12 protein-coding genes and 1 pseudogene are annotated in these 18,266 nt (G+C 52.9%); 7 read left to right on the top strand and 6 right to left on the bottom strand.

The window, feature by feature from the left end:
* Positions 1 to 12: 12 nt before the first annotated feature.
* A pseudogene (locus NDI45_RS23850) lies at positions 13 to 108 on the top strand (rubrerythrin); the annotation flags it as partial.
* Between the two features lie 73 nt (positions 109 to 181).
* Positions 182 to 1,444, top strand: coding sequence for an alpha/beta hydrolase (locus NDI45_RS23845; RefSeq protein ID WP_348249150.1), 1,263 nt, complete (start codon positions 182 to 184; stop codon positions 1,442 to 1,444).
* Positions 1,445 to 1,815: 371 nt separating this feature from the next.
* Here the strand turns inward: NDI45_RS23845 and NDI45_RS23840 are convergent, their stop codons facing one another.
* Positions 1,816 to 2,265 carry a hypothetical protein gene (locus tag NDI45_RS23840; RefSeq protein WP_348249149.1) on the bottom strand — a complete coding sequence of 150 codons (450 nt, stop codon included), beginning with the start codon at positions 2,263 to 2,265 and terminating at the stop codon, positions 1,816 to 1,818.
* 245 nt (positions 2,266 to 2,510) lie between these two features.
* On the opposite strand from NDI45_RS23840, the gene NDI45_RS23835 reads away from it, so the two are divergent.
* Genes NDI45_RS23835 through NDI45_RS23825 form a run of 3 tightly spaced genes read left to right on the top strand, consistent with a single transcriptional unit; the run spans position 2,511 to position 4,998 of the window.
* Positions 2,511 to 3,461: a trypsin-like peptidase domain-containing protein gene (locus NDI45_RS23835; protein ID WP_190794100.1), complete on the top strand. Its 951-nt coding sequence runs from the start codon at positions 2,511 to 2,513 to the stop codon at positions 3,459 to 3,461.
* Positions 3,461 to 4,336: a trypsin-like peptidase domain-containing protein gene (locus NDI45_RS23830; RefSeq protein ID WP_348249148.1), complete on the top strand. Its 876-nt coding sequence runs from the start codon at positions 3,461 to 3,463 to the stop codon at positions 4,334 to 4,336. The genes NDI45_RS23835 and NDI45_RS23830 overlap by 1 nt, the downstream gene beginning before the upstream one ends.
* A complete protein-coding gene (locus NDI45_RS23825; RefSeq protein ID WP_348249147.1) occupies positions 4,333 to 4,998 on the top strand; it encodes a response regulator transcription factor in 666 nt (221 codons plus the stop codon). Before NDI45_RS23830 ends, NDI45_RS23825 begins: the two co-directional genes overlap by 4 nt.
* A gap of 123 nt (positions 4,999 to 5,121) precedes the next feature.
* Here the strand turns inward: NDI45_RS23825 and NDI45_RS23820 are convergent, their stop codons facing one another.
* Both NDI45_RS23820 and NDI45_RS23815 read right to left on the bottom strand, forming a co-directional pair.
* Complete coding sequence (locus NDI45_RS23820) at positions 5,122 to 6,366, bottom strand: hypothetical protein (protein ID WP_348249146.1); 1,245 nt, start codon at positions 6,364 to 6,366, stop codon at positions 5,122 to 5,124.
* A 534-nt stretch (positions 6,367 to 6,900) separates the two neighbouring features.
* Positions 6,901 to 10,617, bottom strand: coding sequence for an NB-ARC domain-containing protein (locus NDI45_RS23815; RefSeq protein WP_348249145.1), 3,717 nt, complete (start codon positions 10,615 to 10,617; stop codon positions 6,901 to 6,903).
* Positions 10,618 to 10,982: 365 nt separating this feature from the next.
* On the opposite strand from NDI45_RS23815, the gene NDI45_RS23810 reads away from it, so the two are divergent.
* Both NDI45_RS23810 and NDI45_RS23805 read left to right on the top strand, forming a co-directional pair.
* Positions 10,983 to 12,812, top strand: coding sequence for an adenylate/guanylate cyclase domain-containing protein (locus NDI45_RS23810; RefSeq protein ID WP_190794295.1), 1,830 nt, complete (start codon positions 10,983 to 10,985; stop codon positions 12,810 to 12,812).
* A gap of 38 nt (positions 12,813 to 12,850) precedes the next feature.
* Entirely contained in the window at positions 12,851 to 13,495 is a 645-nt protein-coding gene (locus tag NDI45_RS23805) for a VTT domain-containing protein (RefSeq protein WP_190794296.1), read from the top strand.
* A 21-nt stretch (positions 13,496 to 13,516) separates the two neighbouring features.
* Here the strand turns inward: NDI45_RS23805 and NDI45_RS23800 are convergent, their stop codons facing one another.
* The 3 genes from NDI45_RS23800 to NDI45_RS23790 all read right to left on the bottom strand — a co-directional run bounded on the left by NDI45_RS23800 (position 13,517) and on the right by NDI45_RS23790 (position 17,910).
* On the bottom strand, positions 13,517 to 15,469 hold the full coding sequence (locus NDI45_RS23800; RefSeq protein WP_348249144.1) for an amino acid transporter: 1,953 nt from the start codon (positions 15,467 to 15,469) through the stop codon (positions 13,517 to 13,519).
* 369 nt (positions 15,470 to 15,838) lie between these two features.
* Positions 15,839 to 17,368 (bottom strand): alpha-amylase family protein, encoded by a 1,530-nt coding sequence (locus tag NDI45_RS23795; protein WP_348249143.1) that lies wholly within the window; start codon positions 17,366 to 17,368, stop codon positions 15,839 to 15,841.
* Between the two features lie 197 nt (positions 17,369 to 17,565).
* Positions 17,566 to 17,910, bottom strand: a complete 345-nt coding sequence (locus NDI45_RS23790; RefSeq protein WP_348249142.1) for a cupin domain-containing protein — start codon at positions 17,908 to 17,910, stop codon at positions 17,566 to 17,568.
* Positions 17,911 to 18,266 lie beyond the last annotated feature (356 nt).

Below are 18,266 nucleotides of genomic sequence, written 5' to 3'. Positions count from 1 at the left end.
GATCCAACTCCAAAGTTCGGCATGACGGATTTAACCAGACTGTTTCGCGAGACGGCTAATCAGGAAACCAAACACGCCTTTGCCCATTTTCGACTGCTGCACCCTAAACCTATCGAAAACTATCACTGACTGAAAACTGTTCGTATTTGACCTATGCCGCTTCGCTCTTAAACCTTCGCCGATGGCTCACCGTAACGCAACTAATCGACCGCAGCCTGCCCCTGGACGCAAGCGCAAGGTAGCCCTGTTGGGGTCATTTCTGGTCGCTCTAGGGTTTCCCTGGATTTTGAGCATTGTGGGCTGTTGTCTCAGTTTGTGGATTGTTGTTCCGGCTCCCACCTTTTCGCTGCTGCCGCTAGGAATTGGTGCACCAGAGGTGAGTCCTTGGCTGATTGTGATCAATGCGATCGCTCTGCTGCTGGTGGTGCTGCGGCTTCAGTCAAGCTGGATTTTTGGGGTTGCGCTGGGCTGTAGCCTGCTGGGTCTGGCACTCAGTCTACTGCCCCTGATTCAGTTTCCGGCTGCCAATGCGCGGATTGCGGCGGAGATGGAGGCTCAATTAGGGAAAGCGGCTCTCACTGCAACGCCCCCGATCGCTCAACGGTTGCGCTCCCATCCTTTTGTTTGGACAGATGCCTTTCGGGGAATTGCCGTGCCATCGGTACGAATCGACCGCGGCATTCCGTTTGCTCAGGTTGAGGGAGTGACGCTGACCTTAAATCTTTATCGTCCTGCTGCTGCAGGGCTGCATCCCGCGATCGTCGTTATCTACGGCGGGGCATGGCAAAACGGCACACCTGCAAATGACGAAACCTTTAGCCGCTATATGGCAGCTCAGGGCTATACCGTGGTGGCGATCGATTACCGTCATGCGCCCCGGTTTCGCTTTCCGGCACAGCTTGAAGATGTTCAAACTGCCCTGTCTTTTATTCAGGCTCAGGCAGAAGCGTTAGAAGTCGATCGGCAGCGGGTAGCCTTGCTAGGGCGATCGGCAGGGGCACATCTGGCATTGATGGCAGCCTATGGGCAAAGTCCGTTACCGATTCGAGCCGTGGTGGACTACTACGGTCCTACAAACCTGCTTGAAGGCTACAACAAACCCCCGGTTCCTGACCCGATCGACACTCGTGCGGTGCTGCGATCGTTTCTGGGAGGCAGTCCAGACCAACTGCAGGAGCTGTATCAAGCCGCTTCCCCAGTAAATCAAATTCAGCCCAATTTGCCGCCGTCACTGCTGGTTTATAGCGGGCGCGATCACCTCGTTCAGCCCCGGTTTGGACGGCAGCTCTACGAAAAACTGCAAGCATCGGGAAATCGTGCGGTTTGGCTAGAAATCCCCTGGGCAGAACACGCTTTTGATGCCGTCTTTCAGGGCGTGAGTAATCAGCTTGCTTTGTATTACACCGAGCGATTTCTTGCCTGGGCATTCAGGGAACTGCCGTAAGGGGCGGTTTGAAAAGTGGGCAATGTCCTACATTGCCCCCTAAATTCCCCAACTTTGAGGGACTTTGAATTTCTTAAAGCCAACTAGATTCCCCCAGAATTGGGAGGCTAGGGAACGGCTCCGGTCATCATGATGACTTTTCAAACGTCCTTTCACTACGTTGTTCTCCTTACCCCCAAGGAATCATTAGCTGAATTGAGCGTTGCTGAATAAGCGTGTGATACGCCCCCCCTAGCCCCTCAAAGTGGGGGGGAACCAGAATTCAAAGTCCCCCAGCATTGGGGAGTTTAGGGGGCGATGCAGAAGCTAAACTTGCACCGTTCATATCTTGATTCAGCAACACCCTGAATTGATTGTTTTCTTCCTACTCACTAGAGGGTTTGAGGAATTCGAGTTGGGGGAATTGGACGACGCGACGGGGAATTTTGTGACCTTAACCCGCTCGCCACGACTAATGCAACGACTGCAGCTCCTAACATCAGCAGCCAAAAGCGTTTTGTTGCAGAAGCGGAATTTGCTGTAGGGGCTGACCTGCTGGGTCGAAATGACTGATGCGCCTGCTCTTCTGGTTGTGGCGCGATCGAAGGAGCTTGCAGGGGTTGACCGCGATACGGGCTGGGGGGCTGCATCTCGATCGGCAGGATTTGTTCGAGGGCTGGGTTAGATTCTAGATTGACTGAAGGGATTGCTTCAGGAAGAACGGGAGCGATGGGGAATTCGTCCTTACAGGGCGGCGAGGTCAATGAGGCGATGCGAAGCCATTCCCCTGCTGAGGCGATCGATTTGTCTTCTGGCTCTTCCGGCAAGGATGCAGGGGTCATACAACATTGTTCTCATTCTGACTGAATATTGCTTGATCAAGCGATTGATTAAAGAAACAGCAGCTCGATCGCTGATTCAGGAAATCCAGGTTGCGAGTCAACGTTCTGAGTCAACATTCTGATTAGTCCCTAGCCATTTTTCCAGGTCGCTTCCTCCCCATTTCGCTGATCCGGGGTCGCTTGTCTTTGCTGCATTGTAGAGAGTAAAGCAAGACCGTAAAGCAATAGGCTCCTGGAGGGCAGCGATGACAACCGAAGATTTTAGTCCTCTGACTGCACTTTCTCAAACTCTGGCAGACTCGATCGCCCGAGCAGGCGCTTCGATCGTTGGCTTAAAGGCAGGACGGCGGGGCAGTGCGAGCGGTATTCACTGGCGATCGGGCATTGTTGTTACCACGGATCATGCGCTCAAGCAGGATGATGCGGTAACGCTGACGCTCGCAGACGGAACGGTAACTGCAACGTTGATTGGACGCGACTCGGCGATCGATCTGGCAGTGCTGCGATTGCCCGACAGCGTGACTTTACCTGCGGCAAACCTGGGCGATCCGGCGCAGCTTCGGGTGGGACATCTTACCGTCGCGGTGGGACGATCGCTGGAAACAGGCATTACTGCCAGCATGGGAATTGTGAGCGCGATCGGCGGCGCATGGCGCACGTGGCACGGTGGCAAAGTGGATCAGTTGATTCGTCCTGATGTGATGCTGTATCCGGGCGGTTCGGGCAGTGGGCTCATTAATACTCAGGGGCAAATACTGGGCATGAATACGATGGCTCCGCGCCATTCGGTATTGACGATTCCGGTGACGACGATCGATCGCGTGGTGAATCAGCTTGTGAACCAGGGGCGGATTGTGCGCGGCTATTTGGGCGTGGGGATGCAGCCTGTTCAGCTTCCAGAGGCGTTTTGTCAGTCGCTTCAGCTTGCGGGCAACGGCGGCGTCCTGATTCTCAGTGTGGAGTCGGGCAGCCCGGCAGATCGGGCAGGCGTTTTGATTGGCGACATTATCGTTGCAATGAATGATGACCCCCAAGGGGAAAGTGCTTCGCATCGGCGCATCGAGGCGATCGATGACATTCAGCGAATGCTCGACCCAGAGCGCGTAGGACAGCCTTTAACCGTGCAAATGGTGCGGGGCGGACAGTTGATTTCTTTGACGATTCTGGTGGGTGAGCGTCCCCGGAGGGCAGGCTGATGAACAGTTTTTTTAATTTGGAACGGGCTGCAGAATTTGATACTCAGCTTACAGATGTAATTCAGCGGCTTCAGCAAAGCACAGTTCAACTTCAGTCGGGTCGCGGCAGCATGGGGTCGGGCGTGATCTGGAATGCGGATGGACTGATTCTCACCAATGCTCATGTGGTGCGTGGTCGGGCAATCATCGCCCTGATCGGAAATCGTCAGCTCGAAGCCAGAGTGATTCGCAAAGATGAGTCGCTCGATTTAGCAGCTCTGGTGGTGAATGCCCGAAATTTACCCGAAGCAACGATCGCTCCCTCGCTTAATCTGCGGGTTGGTGAAATGGTCATCGCCGTGGGCAATCCGGCAGGACTTCACAATGCAGTTAGCCTGGGCATAATTCACACTGTTGCACCGCCTCAGTCCGCGTCTCCCTGGATTCAAGCCGATGTGCGCTTGGCTCCGGGCTATTCGGGCGGCCCTCTGGCAACTCTGGCAGGACAGGTGCTTGGCATCAACAGCATGATCGTAGACGGACGCGCCTTTGCCATCTCGACCGAGGCGATCGATCGCTTTCTGGCGAGCCAATCGGAGCAGCCGCGACTGGGGGCAATGCTTCAGCCTGTGGTGCTAGCACAGGGCAGGAAACCGATTCGGGGCTGGGTGATTACGGATTTAACGCCAAACAGTCCGGCGGCTGGGCAGCTTTTGATCGGCGATGTCGTTCTGGGAATTAACGATCGTCCCTTTCTTCAGCATCGCGATCTGGCGGACTGGCTCAAACTGGCGAAACCGGGCGATCGGTGGCAAGTCACGGTTCTGCGGGGTGATCGGCAGCTTCAGCGCAACTTGATTCTCGATCGCAAGACCGAGGGGCGGGAGGCAGCATGATTCGAGTTGGGGTGGTGGCGCGTTCAGCGATCGTGCGAGCAGGACTCACCGCTTTGCTCTCTGCCCAATCAGGCTTTACGGTGGTGGGGGCAGCGGAGCCAGATACCCTGCTTCAGGAGATCGATCGCTGGCAGGCGGAGGTGATTGTGCTGGAGATCGAAGGGTCGGATGAGGATATGGCAATACTGCTGCCTTTGTTCGAGTTAAAGCTTGAACCTGGATTTGAGCCAACCCTTTCGCCCCAGATCATCGTGCTGCTCGACGAAGCAGAACCCGAAACCATGCGAGATCTGCTGCGGCTGGACGTACGCGGAATTCTACCGCAGGCGATCGGCTCAGGAGAAATCACAGCGGCGATCGAAGCGGTTGCGGTAGGCTTGATCGTGCTGCATCCTGACTTCAGCGACGAGCTTCAGCCTGCCCTGACCGACCTTCCCGCCCCCCTGCCTGCCCAACCTGCCACTGCCCCCCTAACGCCTCGCGAAATGGAAGTGCTGCAAATGATCGCAGAAGGCATGAGCAATAAAACGATCGCGCGTCGTCTGCATTTATCCGAACATACAATCAAATTTCACATCAGCTCGATCTTTTCTAAACTTCAGGTCTCCAGCCGCACCGAAGCAGTGATCGCAGGAACGCGCCTGGGGCTAATTTTACTGTGACGATCGGCTTTGCTGTTGCTGATAGTGATGGCTACAGAACAGATAACAGATATAGGACGAAAACAGAGGCTCTTTTGAAACCTCTGTCCTGGTTATTGGCGGATGGGATAGAGAAGAACCAATCTAGAAGGGCGAAGCCACAATCAGAATGTCACTGGCTGCCAGAGTCGGTTTGTTACCCAGCGTGGCAATCTCGACCTGTCCTCGGCTGCCTGTACCGTCTGCGTCGTAGAACAGCTTGCCCGATCGCTGATTGTAGATGAACCGATCGCCGCTATCTTTTGCTGCTTTGCCGACCACGAACGCATCTGCACTCAAATCACCCACGTTTAACCGACCAAAGTTACCAGAAGTGAATGCCAATCGATCGCCGTCTTGGCGGGAGAAGTCTTGAATGCGATCACCGCCGTCTTTCGCGTTGGTGTAAACAAATCGGTCAGCACCCAGACCACCGCTGAGCAGATCCTTGCTGGCTCCGCCAATCAGAGAATCATTTCCACCATTTCCCGTCAGTCTGTCATTTTGAGCTAAACCCAGAATGATGTCGTTTCGCTCTGTGCCTTGCAGACGATCGGCGCGTCGGGTTCCGGTAATAAGATTGGGCGGCTCGATCGGCGGAAGTCCCGGATTGGGAAATCCCGGATTCGGCTGTGGACCGGGCTGTCCCACATTTGGAAGTCCCGGATTCGGCTGTAGACCCGGATGTCCGGAATGGGGAGGTAGAGGGGTCACACCGGGCTGGGGATGGACGTATTTGGGATCAAAGACAAACACATCAGGATTATTGAGGAAGCCAGCGGGGTTTTTGGCAAACTGGGTAGAAACATCCTGCAACACCGCTACCACATCGTTTTGGTCTTGCTCGCGACCGATATACACTAGTGCCACGTCCTCAGTGGTTGCATTATCGGCGTTGCCAAATTCCTGTCCCCATTCGACCGAGCGCAGGGCATAGTGAGCGGGAAATTCTGCAAGCTGAATCCGATCGCCTTCGCTTGGTTTGAAATCAGTAATTACTGCAAATCCGCTCGATTGGGATGGATTCAACGTATCACCACCGCCGACATATCCTGGAGCACCAACCGCATCTCTCAGGTCAAACAGGTCGCCGCCGTGCCCGCCTGTCATCTGGTCAAACTCGGCGTCTGGCACACGATCGCCTGTCCCGCCGAAGCCAATCATAATGTCATTGCCGCCACTGCCAAACATCGTGTCATTGCCTTTGCCGCCCAGCAGTTTGTCGTGACCTGCGCCGCCCAGCAGTTTGTCATTGCCTGCGTAACCGCTGAGCTGATAGTTCCTGGTATCGTTTAGCGAAACGGGAATTACGTTGTTTTGATCGTTACCGTCGATATTGATGTAAACCATGATGTTTCTCCTTAATGAATGATTTGGTGAATGACGTTGTACATGGAATGCGAACCGATTCTGTGATGAGTCAGCAGAACAAATGACCCTGGCTAGAGATACCCTGCAAGTTGCAGTGGGTTCTAGCGGGAAGTTGCCTGTTGCAGATTCAAAACTGCGCTGAGCAAAAACGCTTTAACGGGGTTTGAAGCCTGGATTGAGAGGAGTTTGAGCTGTTCGCTCTCGTTCGTTTCTCATCACTCCTTTACTGTATTCGCGCTGCCCGAATGACGCGATAACAGAAAGTTAGGGAAAGTTATGGAGCTTTTTAAGGTGTCGCTTTGGGATGAGTTAAGAGGATGTTGAAAAGCCTTCACCCGAACCGTTTCCAGTTCCAGGCTGGGGTGTACACCGGTTGATTTTGCTTGGGTTCAAGGCTTTGTAGCCTCCTGAATCTCCCAATCTGGGGAAACTTTGCAGGGGGCAATATAGTAAAGAGGCAATGTAGAAAGGGACAATGGAGAACCCTTCACACCCCTCAAACATCTTTTAACGCTAAGGCATGAGAGAGTCTACCTCGATCGCCCCTAATACTTGTAGTGCGGTTCGTTGTGCCTCTGTAATACCGATGACCTCAGCAATATTCGTGCCGCTATAGGGCTGATCAGGCATAAGCGTGTTGAGGCATTCGCAAGTGTCCATGTCCCAAATATTGATCGTCCCGTTCTGACTGCCACAGGCAAGGGTCAGCGATTCGGGCAGTGTCAGAGAAGGTTGGGTTGAAGAAGGTTGGGCTGAAGAAGGTTGGGTCGAAGAACAAGGACGAAAAGCAATTCCCGTTCGCATTGCCTGGGTCGCGACAGGCAGGATTTTGATGCAGGTTCCGATCGCAACGTCCCATAGGCGAATCGTTTGATCGAGGCTACTGCTGGCAAGCCATTGTCCATCCGAGCTAAACGCCACTGACCAAACATTGTTGGTATGTCCGGTTAGGGCGTGAAGGCATTGCCCGGTCTGTATCGACCAGAGGCGCACGGTTTCATCGCTGCTAGCACTTGCTAGCCGTTGTCCATCGGGACTAAAGGCGATCGACTGCACTCGGCTCTGGTGTCCTGCCAAAATTGTCAGGCACTCTCCGGTACTTACCGACCAGAGGCGAACCGTTTGATCTTCGCTGCTGCTGGCAAGGATCTCACCATCAGGACTAAAGCTAACCGACCAGACCCAGCCCTCATGTCCGTGTAAAAGGTTAAGGCATTTCCCGGTGCTGACTGACCAGATTCGCAGCGTGCGATCATCCCCACTGCTGGCTAAGAATTCGCCATTAGGGCTAAAGGCGATCGACTGCACCCAGTTGCGATGTCCTTGCAGAATTTTGAGGCATTTTCCACTTGATACAGACCACAGGCGTACGGTTTGGTCAGCACTGCTGCTGGCGAGGAGATGTCCTTGAGGATGAAACGCAACCGATGTCACCCAGCCTTCATGTCCCTGAAGCGTTTGATAATTGCAGGTTTGCAGATCCCAGAGCCGCACGGTTTGGTCGGTGCTGCTGCTAGCGAGCAGTTGCCCATCTGCCCGAAACGCCACCGAAAACACAGAGTTCGTATAGCCCTTTAAGGTTCTCAAACAGCGACCTGTGGCGATGTCCCAGAGCCGAACCGTTTGATCTGCGCTGCCGCTGGCGAGGGTTGCATCCTGAGCATTGAGCGCGACAGAAAAGATCGGATGGGTATGTCCGCGCAGCACAGTACGGCATTCGCCCGTTTGTAAATCCCAGATTCTCACGGTTTTGTCGTCGCCACCGCTGATCAGGGTCAAGCCATCTTCGCTCCAGGCGATCGATCGTACTCGCGCAGGGGCTCCACCGTCCTGCAAAGTCTGAATCCATTTTCCGGTTGCCACATCCCAAAGGCGAATTGTGCCGTCTGCGCTGCCGCTGGCAATGATTTGTCCATCAGTTCGCCATGCCACTGACCAAACCCAATCACTGTGCCCCTGAAACACCTGCTGACTTCCGGTTGCCACATCCCAAAGGCGAATTGTGCCGTCGGAACTGCCGCTGGCAAGCCAGGACTCTGCAATCGGACTCCAGGCAACCGCAAGAACGCTGCCCTGATGCCCGGATAATTGGCTGAACTCAATGCCCGTGGCAAGATCCCAAATTCTGACGGTGAATTCGTCGCTGCCGCTCGCTAACCAACGATCGTTTAGATTAAAGGCGATCGTCCAGGCTGCCAATCGATGTCCAGTAAAGATTTGCGTGCATTCTCCCGTATCAGTTTGCCAGAGGCGAATGGTCTTATCATTGCTGCAACTGCCTACCGTTTGACCATCGGCACTAAAGGCGATCGCCCAGATCCAGCCCTGATGTCCTGCAAAGTCAAGCAGGGGTTTTGCATTACTGGTTTGCCATAGCCGCAGCCGTCCTTCTGCATCTCCGGTCGCTAAGCGATCGCCGTCTGGGTGGAATGCTACAGCAAAAACAATGCTGAGCGGTTCGGCAAAAACAGCGTTCGATAAATCAGACTGGGCAAAGTTAACTCGGTGCAGCGTGGACTGCTGAAAATTGGCGTGCCATAGGGTTAATTGGGAAAGGTCGGTATTCCTGAAATACGTCTGCTGTTGAGCCAGCAAATTCCACAGGTTGCCGCCCATATAGCCCGTAACCGAGGAAGGCTTTTCCCGAAGCTGCTTTAGACACTGTAGCAACTGATCGGCTAAGGAGATAGAACCGTCCCAATCAGTCTGTAACTGCTGCACGATCGGCTGAAGAATCAATCGAATCTGTGCTTCTTGAATGTAATCTTTGTGCCGGGTGTTGAGCAGGGCAAAGCCTTTGAGAAATCGGGCTTGAGCAACTCCGGTTTGCGAGCGAATTTCCTGACACACGCCATTCACCAGACGATCGCTGACATATTCCATAACTGCGGGCTGAAGCGAGAACAGGGAACTTCGCTTTCCCATTCCTACAGACTGCGTTTTTTCGATCAGCGATCGTTGTTCCAAAGCTTCCAAAATCGCAATCAAGTTTTGCGCTGAAATGCTGGGAAAGATATCCGTCTTTAAATCATTGATTGAAGCAGGTTCACGATAGAGTGCAAGCCAATAAATAATATTTTTTTCGGCTTCTGATAAACGCTCAAACTGTTGTTCGATCAATGTGCGAATATTTCCTGAAACAAATGTCTCTTGCTTGAGAAATTCAGAAATACTGCCGTCAAATAAATTCTGGATTGTTGCTGCAATAATTTTCAGAGCAAGGGGATTACCTGCATAGCCCGCAATGAGCTGATGCCATTCTGCCGCTGTGCCTTGAAAGGTTCCCTTGAGCTGCAAAAGTGCCTGTCCTTCCTCTGGAGGCAATCCGGCGAGCTGCAATCCCCGCACAGGTAAATTAACTCCTTCCAGCAGAGCAACCTCTGGCGGCTTTTCGCGGCTGGTCAGCAGCAGACAGCTCTGATGAACCGTTTCACCGACCTGCCGGAACAGTTCGCCATACTCCTCATAGCCTTCGCGGTAGGAGCCGCTTTGCAAAATCGATTCGACGTTATCTAGAATGATCAAGCAGCGATGGTTCCGCAGTTCCTTCAAAAGCTGCGATCGTCGTCCACTCTCGGTTTCTGGAAACTGAGCCGCATCATTTCCCAAAAATTGCAGGATTTCAGCCAGCAGATCTGAAAAAGCAGGGGCATTGCGAAGCGATCGCCAAATCACCCGCTTAAAGTGGGACTGAATGTGCTGCGCCAGCTTCACTGATAGCGTGGTTTTACCCATGCCGCCCATGCCCAGCAGCGTGACTAAACGGCAGCGTGCAGTTCCGCTGATTCCTTTGGGATCGCCCAAAATCCACTGCTCTAACTTTGCCAGTTCAGCCTGTCGCCCATAAAAAAAGCTGACATCGGTAGCTTCGCCCCAATCCTGCTCAGGCGGTGTTGAAGCAACCGGGGCAGCAACGGGGACAATCGCTGTTTCGCTGACTGCTTCGGGCTGGCTACTTTGCTGCGCCATTTGACGCTCGATCGCCGATCGAAAACTGGTTTTTGTAACTTTTTCGCCTAAAACTTCGGATAACAGTTTCCAGAGCTTGGGTCCAATATCGTGCTTGAGATAAGTGGGCGAATAGCCATAGGCATCGGCGATCTGGTCATAGCTTTGCCGAGTCCATGACCAAGATGCCCGCAACATGGCTTGCTGCAAGTCGCTTAAGTGAAGTCCGGTTTTGGCAAATACTAAAGCGTCTGTAAACAATAACGCCTGATCGATCTCCATGCGGCAATATTAGAAGAGGTGTAATTTTCTACAAATTTTCGATCGCTTTATACTCATTATCCCAGCACTCCTGATCGAGTTGAATTACCAAGTTGAGATACATTGGCTTCAGGCAAGTCATTTCTTCGGTTTAATGGTTTTAATCATGCAGGCATCTATCTATCTATTTTTTCAAACGATCCTTTTTCGGCGTTGCTGAATCGAAGTATGATACGCCCCCCTAGCCCTCCAAAGGTGGGAGGAACCAGAATTCAAAGTCCCCCAGCATTGGGGGATTTAGGGGGCGATACAGAAGCTAAATTTGCACCCTTCATATCCCGATTCAGCAATGCCCCTTTTTCTAACTATTTTTTAACGAAGGATTCATGGGCAAGATTTGGAACTGGGTTTTTCGGCTTTTAATGAGGCGGATTGTGCTGATCCTTGTCCTCCTGTTTTGTATTGCGGCAGGGGTCGTGTTCTCTAATATGTCACGTCTGTCTGCCAGTTTGATTGAATCCCAGGCAACTCAAAATGCTGAACTTTATACGCAATCCTTTAATCAAGCAATTGATCTCTATAGCCAGGCGGCTGTTGAACGCGCCAAAACGGTCGATGGCATTTCCGTCACCCATGCCTATCTCACTCAAAGCGGAGCGATTCCCCTGCCTTCTACCTTTGCGATCGAACTGAGCGATCGAATCACCGAAGAAAATCGCGATATGTCAATGCGGTTTTATAGCGACTTTCCGTTTCCCTGGCGCAAAGAGGGCGGAATGCGAGATGGCTTTGAGCGCGATGCTTTGGCGTATTTACGGAAAAATCCTCAGCAAAAATTCTCGCGCATCGAAAAAGTCAACGGACTGACCACCTTTCGCTACGGCGAAGCTAGCATTATGAGAGCGACCTGTGTTGCCTGCCACAATACCCACCCCAATAGCCCCAAAAAAGATTGGGAAGTGGGCGATGTCGGCGGTGTTTGGGAAGTGAGTCAAACGATCGACAGCCTGAATCAGAAAGTGAGCCACGAGCTGAGAGATACCTTTTTCATGCTCGGTAGCCTTTCGTTTATTGGGCTTTCCGGGCTGGGGCTGGTGGTGGGCAAGCTGCGCGAAACTGCCCGCGAACTGGAAGGACGGGTGCAGGCACGAACGGCAGATCTGGCAAACGTCAATCAAGATTTAGAAAACCGCAACCAGCTGATTCGTCAGGTGTTTGGTCGTTATCTCAGCAACGAGATTGTGATGAACCTGCTGGAAAACCCGGAAGGTTTGAAGCTGGGGGGCGATCGCCGCAAAATCACGATTCTGACTTCTGACCTGCGTGGCTTTACCGCTTTAGCAGAGCGATTGCAGCCCGAAGACGTGATTCATATCCTCAATCTCTACCTGGGGCAAATGTCGGAGGTGATCAATCAGTACCAGGGAACGATCGACGAATTCATGGGCGATGGCATTTTGGTGCTGTTTGGTGCGCCGACTGCCCGCTCTGACGATGCCCTGCGAGCCGTTGCCTGTGCCTGTGCGATGCAGCTTGCAATGGGCGCGGTAAATGCTCAGCTTCAGTCACGGGGCTTGTCTCCCCTGGCAATGGGCATCGGCATTCACACCGGAGATGTGGTAGTGGGCAACATTGGCTCAGAACAGCGCACCAAATACGGCATTGTCGGCAGCCCGGTTAACCTGACTTATCGGATCGAGTCCTACACCCAGGGCGGACAAATTCTCATTTCCGAAGACACCCTGCAAGAAGCCGGATCAAGCGTCAAAATCACCCGCCAAAAGCAGGTGCAGCCCAAAGGCATTCAGCAGCCGATTGTGGTTTATGAAGTTTACGGCGTCAGCGGCTATTACAATCTCTATTTGCCTAAAGAAGAAGAAGCCCTTTTCAATCTGCCCCGCCCCCTTCGGCTACGCTATGCGATCGTGGAAGACAAGCGGGTGAGCAATGTTTATTTTGAAGGTCATTTAGTCAAGCTCTCGTCCAAGAAAGCGGCGATCGTTGCAGCAGATCGAAACAGTCTCCCCAGCGAGATGACCAATCTCAAAATCAATCTATTCCTCCCCAGCCCAACCCAACCCGCCCAAACAACGTCCGAAGAACTGTATGCCAAGGTCGTCAGACAGCGCACCAGCGAAAGAACTTTTGCGATCGCCTTCGCCACCCTGCCACCGCTCCTCCAGCAATATTTCGACCATCTCTCTAACAACCCCTAATCCCCTGACTCCCTCGCCCCCACCTTCCCCATTTCCCCATGTCCCTGAAACCCCTTCCTCTCCTTCGCGGCATCCTGATCGGACTGCTCCTCGTTGGCATTCTCTGGCTCCTGCAAACGATCGGTCTTCAGCAGGTTCGCGAACAGGTCGATCGCTTTGGCATCTGGGCACCAGCGATCGTCTTTGGCTTGCGCTTTACCAGCGTTATTCTGCCCGTGTTGCCGGGAACCGCTTATGCAGTGCTGGCAGGCGGGTTATTTGGCTTCTCGTGGGGGTTAGCCGTGGTCGCACTGGCAGATCTGGCATCTTGCACGTTTAATTTCTACATTGCGCGGCGATACGGACGTGGCTGGGTCGAGCGGTTTGTCGGACAGCAATTTATGGAAAAGATCGATCGCCTCGGTCAGCAGCATCTAGAGCGCAATTTCTTTCTGATGATGGGATTTCTCATGACCGGACTGTTTGATTTTGTTGCCTATGCGATCGGACTCACCCAGATTCGCTGGCAAAGCTATCTGGTCGCTCTGCTGGTGAGTATTGCGATCGCCAAACCGCTCTGGGTCGCTGCCGGAGCCGGAATTTTCGAAGGCAGCCGCCTTTTGCTAGGGTTTGCACTGCTGGCAGCCTTTGGAATCGGAATCATCACGGCTGTGGTGCGGCGATCGAGTCAGCAGATTGAGTGACGATCGAAGGGTATCTTTTACTCACCCGCCCACATGAATCACCGGACGATGCTGAGGCTTCCGCTCGGCTTTCCGCAGCACCTCTCGCGTTACCACCGCAATATCCCCTTCGCCAAAAAGGATGAATCGCAGCAGGTATTGAATCGGGTTGCCTTCGATCCAGCCAAAATAGACATGGGGCAGTTCACCCGTCTGATCACGGATGTAGAGTAGGATGGCGGCAATCGCATTTGGAACCGCAGCCCCCTGAGCGCGCAAAATTCGATAGTTGCCAACCTCAACGCCCCTAAGCCGAATCTTCTCGGCAAATTCAGAAGCATCCGCGACCTGGATTTCTAGAAACAGCACCGAATCCGTCGGCGGAATGTGGTTGTCCTCCCGCACTTCCTCTTCTTTAGCACGATATTCGGCTTCGTCGCCTACAGTAAGCCGATTGGCAATCAGGCGAATCATTCCTTGATTGGCTTCCTCCTCGGCAATAAAACGGCGGGCAGTTTCATCCATATCAATTTGTTCGACGCGCAGTTCAGTCGATCGCCAGACGCGAGACACCAGCGACACCAAGATAATTGCGCCAATAAAAGATGCGGCAATCCGAATGCCTTCAGGACGCTCAATGATGTTGGTGATCGTCGTATAGATAAACACGAGCGTAATCGTCCCAAACACAATCCTGCCTCGTTTTGCGCCGTGGCGATGGGCAGCCAGCGTTACTGCAAAAGCAGCTGAAGTCATCAGCACCAGCACCCCAGTGGCATAAGCTCCGCCCTGTGCCTCTACATTTGCCTTAAAGAGCAGCGTTACGACAAAGGCGATCAGCGTAAACACCAGCACGAGCGGTCGGGTTGCCCTTGCCCAGTCGGGAGCCATGCCATAGCGGGGCAGATAGCGCGGCACAATATTGAGCAAGCCTGCCATTGCCGAGGCTCCGGCAAACCAGAGAATCGAAATAGTGCTGAGGTCGTACAGCGTGCCAAATCCGTTGCCCAGATATTGATGCGCTAGATAAGCGAGGGCACGTCCACTGGCTCTGCCGCCGGGCTGAAACTCAGCAGCGGGGATTAGCAAAATGGTGACAAAGCTGCTCGTAATCAGAAAAAAGCTCATGATCAGCGCGGCAGTGGTCAGCAGTTTATGGGTGTTCTGAATTCGCCCTTTCGGATGCTCCTCGGTGTCGCCAGGTTTACCTTTCACCAGAGGCATGACAGCCGCACCCGTTTCAAAGCCAGACAGTCCGAGGGCAAGCTTGGGAAACAGTAGGGCACTGATCGCCAACATCATCAGCGGATTACCGCGTTCGGTCAACAGGGCAGTGCGCCAGTTATCAATTACGATCGGCTGCTGAATCACCTGGGACACGCCCATGCCCACCACAATGAGATTGAGCAGCAAATAAACTCCTACCAGAACCACCGCTAGCCCGATCGCTTCCCGAAATCCGCGCAAAAAGACTGCAGCCAGCAAAGCCACCAAAATCAGCGTAATTGGCACTTCGTGCCCGTGAAAAACATGAGAGACGATCGGGTTTTCGACAATGTGAGCGGTTGCGTCTGCCGCCGACAGCGTGATTGTAATAATAAAGTCCGTGGCGACAAAGCCCAGTAAACAAAGCACAAACAGCTTGCCCTGCCACCAAGACAGCAAATGCTCCAGCATGGCAATCGAGCCTTCCCCGTGCGGACTCATCTGCGCCACGCGGCGATAAATTGGCAGCGCGCCAAAAAGGGTCAGCAAAACCAGGATCAGGGTGGCGATCGGGGAGAGCGATCCTGCAGCAAGGGCAGCAATTCCGGGCTGATAGCCCAACGTCGAAAAATAGTCTACTCCGGTCAGACACATCACCTGCCACCACGGATGCTTGGGATGAGCCTGTTCCTTGGTGTATGGACCTTCTTTACTGGTATGTGCTTCTTCAAGCAGCCAGTGGGCGAGCCTGCTGCGGTGCACTGTGGCTGATCTGCTTCGCTTAACCATTCAATAGGACTCCTGCTGATTGCCAGCTTTGGGTAGTGAGGGCAACCCGATCTGCAAAACTCAATCGATCGAGTAAGGCTGAGCCGCAGTACGGCAGAGCATTTCTAGCCTTCATCATGAAATACCCTGAAGAGTAATGAAATCTATCTATCAAGGGAGGAGAGTAACAACGGAGGAAAGTGATGAGTTCCTGAAGCGTTTGCATTAAGACTCTCTATTAATCCAAATCTTGTCTTATTATCTGCCCTTCTGTAGAGCATCAGAATACTCATTGATCAAGACCGATAGATCAAAGACTAATAGATTAAAGATTGATAGATAAAGACCGCTAGCTCAGAGGTGATTTGAGAAGCCTTGAAGCTGATTAAGCTATCCCGCTTTCACGCCGATATGAATTGCCAGGGCAGCCATGCCTTCCAGGGTGACGGTAATCTGTTGCTGAGCATCGACTATAACGATCGCCCCATCCTGACATTGCTGTGAGTTGGACTGCGGAGCGAAATTAGCTTCAGCCGCCAGCACATTACAGTAAGCCCCAGGCGGTAGACTGGTTTGCAGGGTTTGGGTGAGTGGCTCCGATTCGCGGTTAATCACCACAAAGCCGGATGAACCCCGCCCGAAGGCAATCTGATTGTTGCCATTGCTCCACCAATGGGCGATCGGGCTATCGACACCGACCTGATTGCGGAAGTTGACCATTGCAGCAACGATCGGGCGACGATGCTCACACATCCAAGACTCCAGACAGTGGGCTTGACCATTCTGGTAAACAGGCTGAGTATTGCCCTGAGCATCCGCAGGCGGACCCTGATCAGGATGGGAGAAAGCATAGCTCGACATCACCTGAGGAATACCATAGGGATGCGCCAGCATAAACACATTTGCTAGCTCGTAGAGTTTGCCGTTCTTGTAAGTCAGGTAGTTGCCGCCGCCTGCATGACCGCGCTGCTTATCGTGGTTGTCAATAAACACGATCGCTTTCTCGCTGGGCATCAATCCCCAAGTTTCGCCGAGGGTTTCGAGCTGGGCGATTGCGCCACTCATACCCATAAACCGCTCACTAACCGCTCTCCCGTACTCTGCCTCAATGACTCGTCCGTTGGCGTAATAGTCCTGCTTTTTGGTCGCTTCATTGCCCGGATCAAGCACTTCCTGATAAATAAAGGGGTCGGGGTCAACCGCCTGGTAGACTCGCTTGAGAATCCTGTCAATATCGGCTGCGTCTATGTGCTTGGCAGCATCAATCCGAAAGCCATCAACGCCCAGGCTCACCAAATCGATCAGATGCTCCGCGATCCGCTGCTGCACTGAGGGATTGCTGGTATCCAGGTCGGGCAGTCCAACCAGTTCGCATTGGGTCACTTGCTGGCGATCGTTGTAGTTTTGAATCCCTTTGCGGCAGGTGTGAAAGTCTTTTGGCTCATAAAGTCCGGGATATTGGTAGCGATCGAACTTTGTGCCTGCACTGCCAATTCCACTCGCATCGGCTGCCATGTGATTAATTACGGCATCGGCATAGATTTTGACTCCGACTTTGTGACAGCGATCGATCATTCGGGCAAGCTGCGATCGACTCCCGCTGCGGCTAACGAGCTGATAGCTAACAGGCTGATACCGTTGCCACCAGGGGAACCCTTGCTGAGGTAAAACAACGTGCTCTGCGGCAGGAGAAATCTGAACGGCTCCGTAACCGTGGGGGGCAAGGTAACTCTCGCACTCCTGAGCAATATCATCCCATCGCCACTCAAACAGATGCACAAACACAGTGTGGGGATAGGGCGCAACTGCCAGCTTTGACCCGGCCAGATTGGTGGGCGAGCGGTGAGAAAACGCAACAAGAATCAGGCTCAAACTAAAAACAGTTGCCCAAATGATCCGAGATTTGAACCGGAAAATCATGATGGAATGAGTTTTAAAATAGCAATAAGGATCGATCGTAGACGCTCTGGCAGGCATGAACCCTCGCTCAAGCGGGTCTGCCCATCTTGCCAAAGCCTAACGTGGAAGGCGATTACCCTGAAAGGGGAACTGCTTCGCATCGTGCTGCTAATCGCTGCTGCTTATCGTACCCAAGATTTCTCTACATTCAACAAAAATTACGCTGATTCAACCCGTAACCCGAAATAAGTGAGAACCAGTTCCTCGCTGCCCGTATTGCGAACTTCGTGAACCTCGCCCTGCTCCACGGCAATACAGGCTCCGGCAGTCAGCGAATAAATTTGCTGGTTCACCTCGATCTCCCCGCTGCCCGATTCGACAAAAAATACCTCACACATATCGGCATGAGCATGGGCGGGCGCGAATTGTCCGGGGGCAAACCGAGCCTGGGAAAAATTAGTCAAGTGGGGCAAATCGCCCAGTCGCAGCATGACCTGCTTTTGAATCGCCGGATTGTGGGAGACGGGTTCTTTCGGTGTGCGATCGAGGTGGATATGTTTCATTGCCGTTGCTTTAATTCCTTGCTTGCCGCTTCTACGCTCAGCTTTCCCTAGACCTTAAGGCTTGTAAAAGGAGTTTGTATCAAGCCTGTATTAAGACTCTATAAATTAAGCCGCTATAAAATTGAGCAACACGATGAAATTGATCAACCGGATTGCGGCAAAGCGATCGCGACCTCGATCCAGGACAGATTGCCGAGCCAGGACAAAATGCCGGGCTGCAATTCCTGAAATCCATCCGTAAGACTAGTAGTTCACCAAATAAACTTTGCCTAGTTAGCATGCTTTAATTTAGGATAGAGATGCCCTAACCGAATGCGCGCACCTGCACTGGAAAATCTCCAATTGACCCTGGCTTT

It is taken from the genome of Leptolyngbya sp. GB1-A1, from assembly GCF_039962475.1.
Taxonomy (GTDB): Bacteria; Cyanobacteriota; Cyanobacteriia; order Elainellales; family Elainellaceae; genus Leptolyngbya_A.
This window is presented reverse-complemented; position numbering and strand designations above follow the sequence as displayed.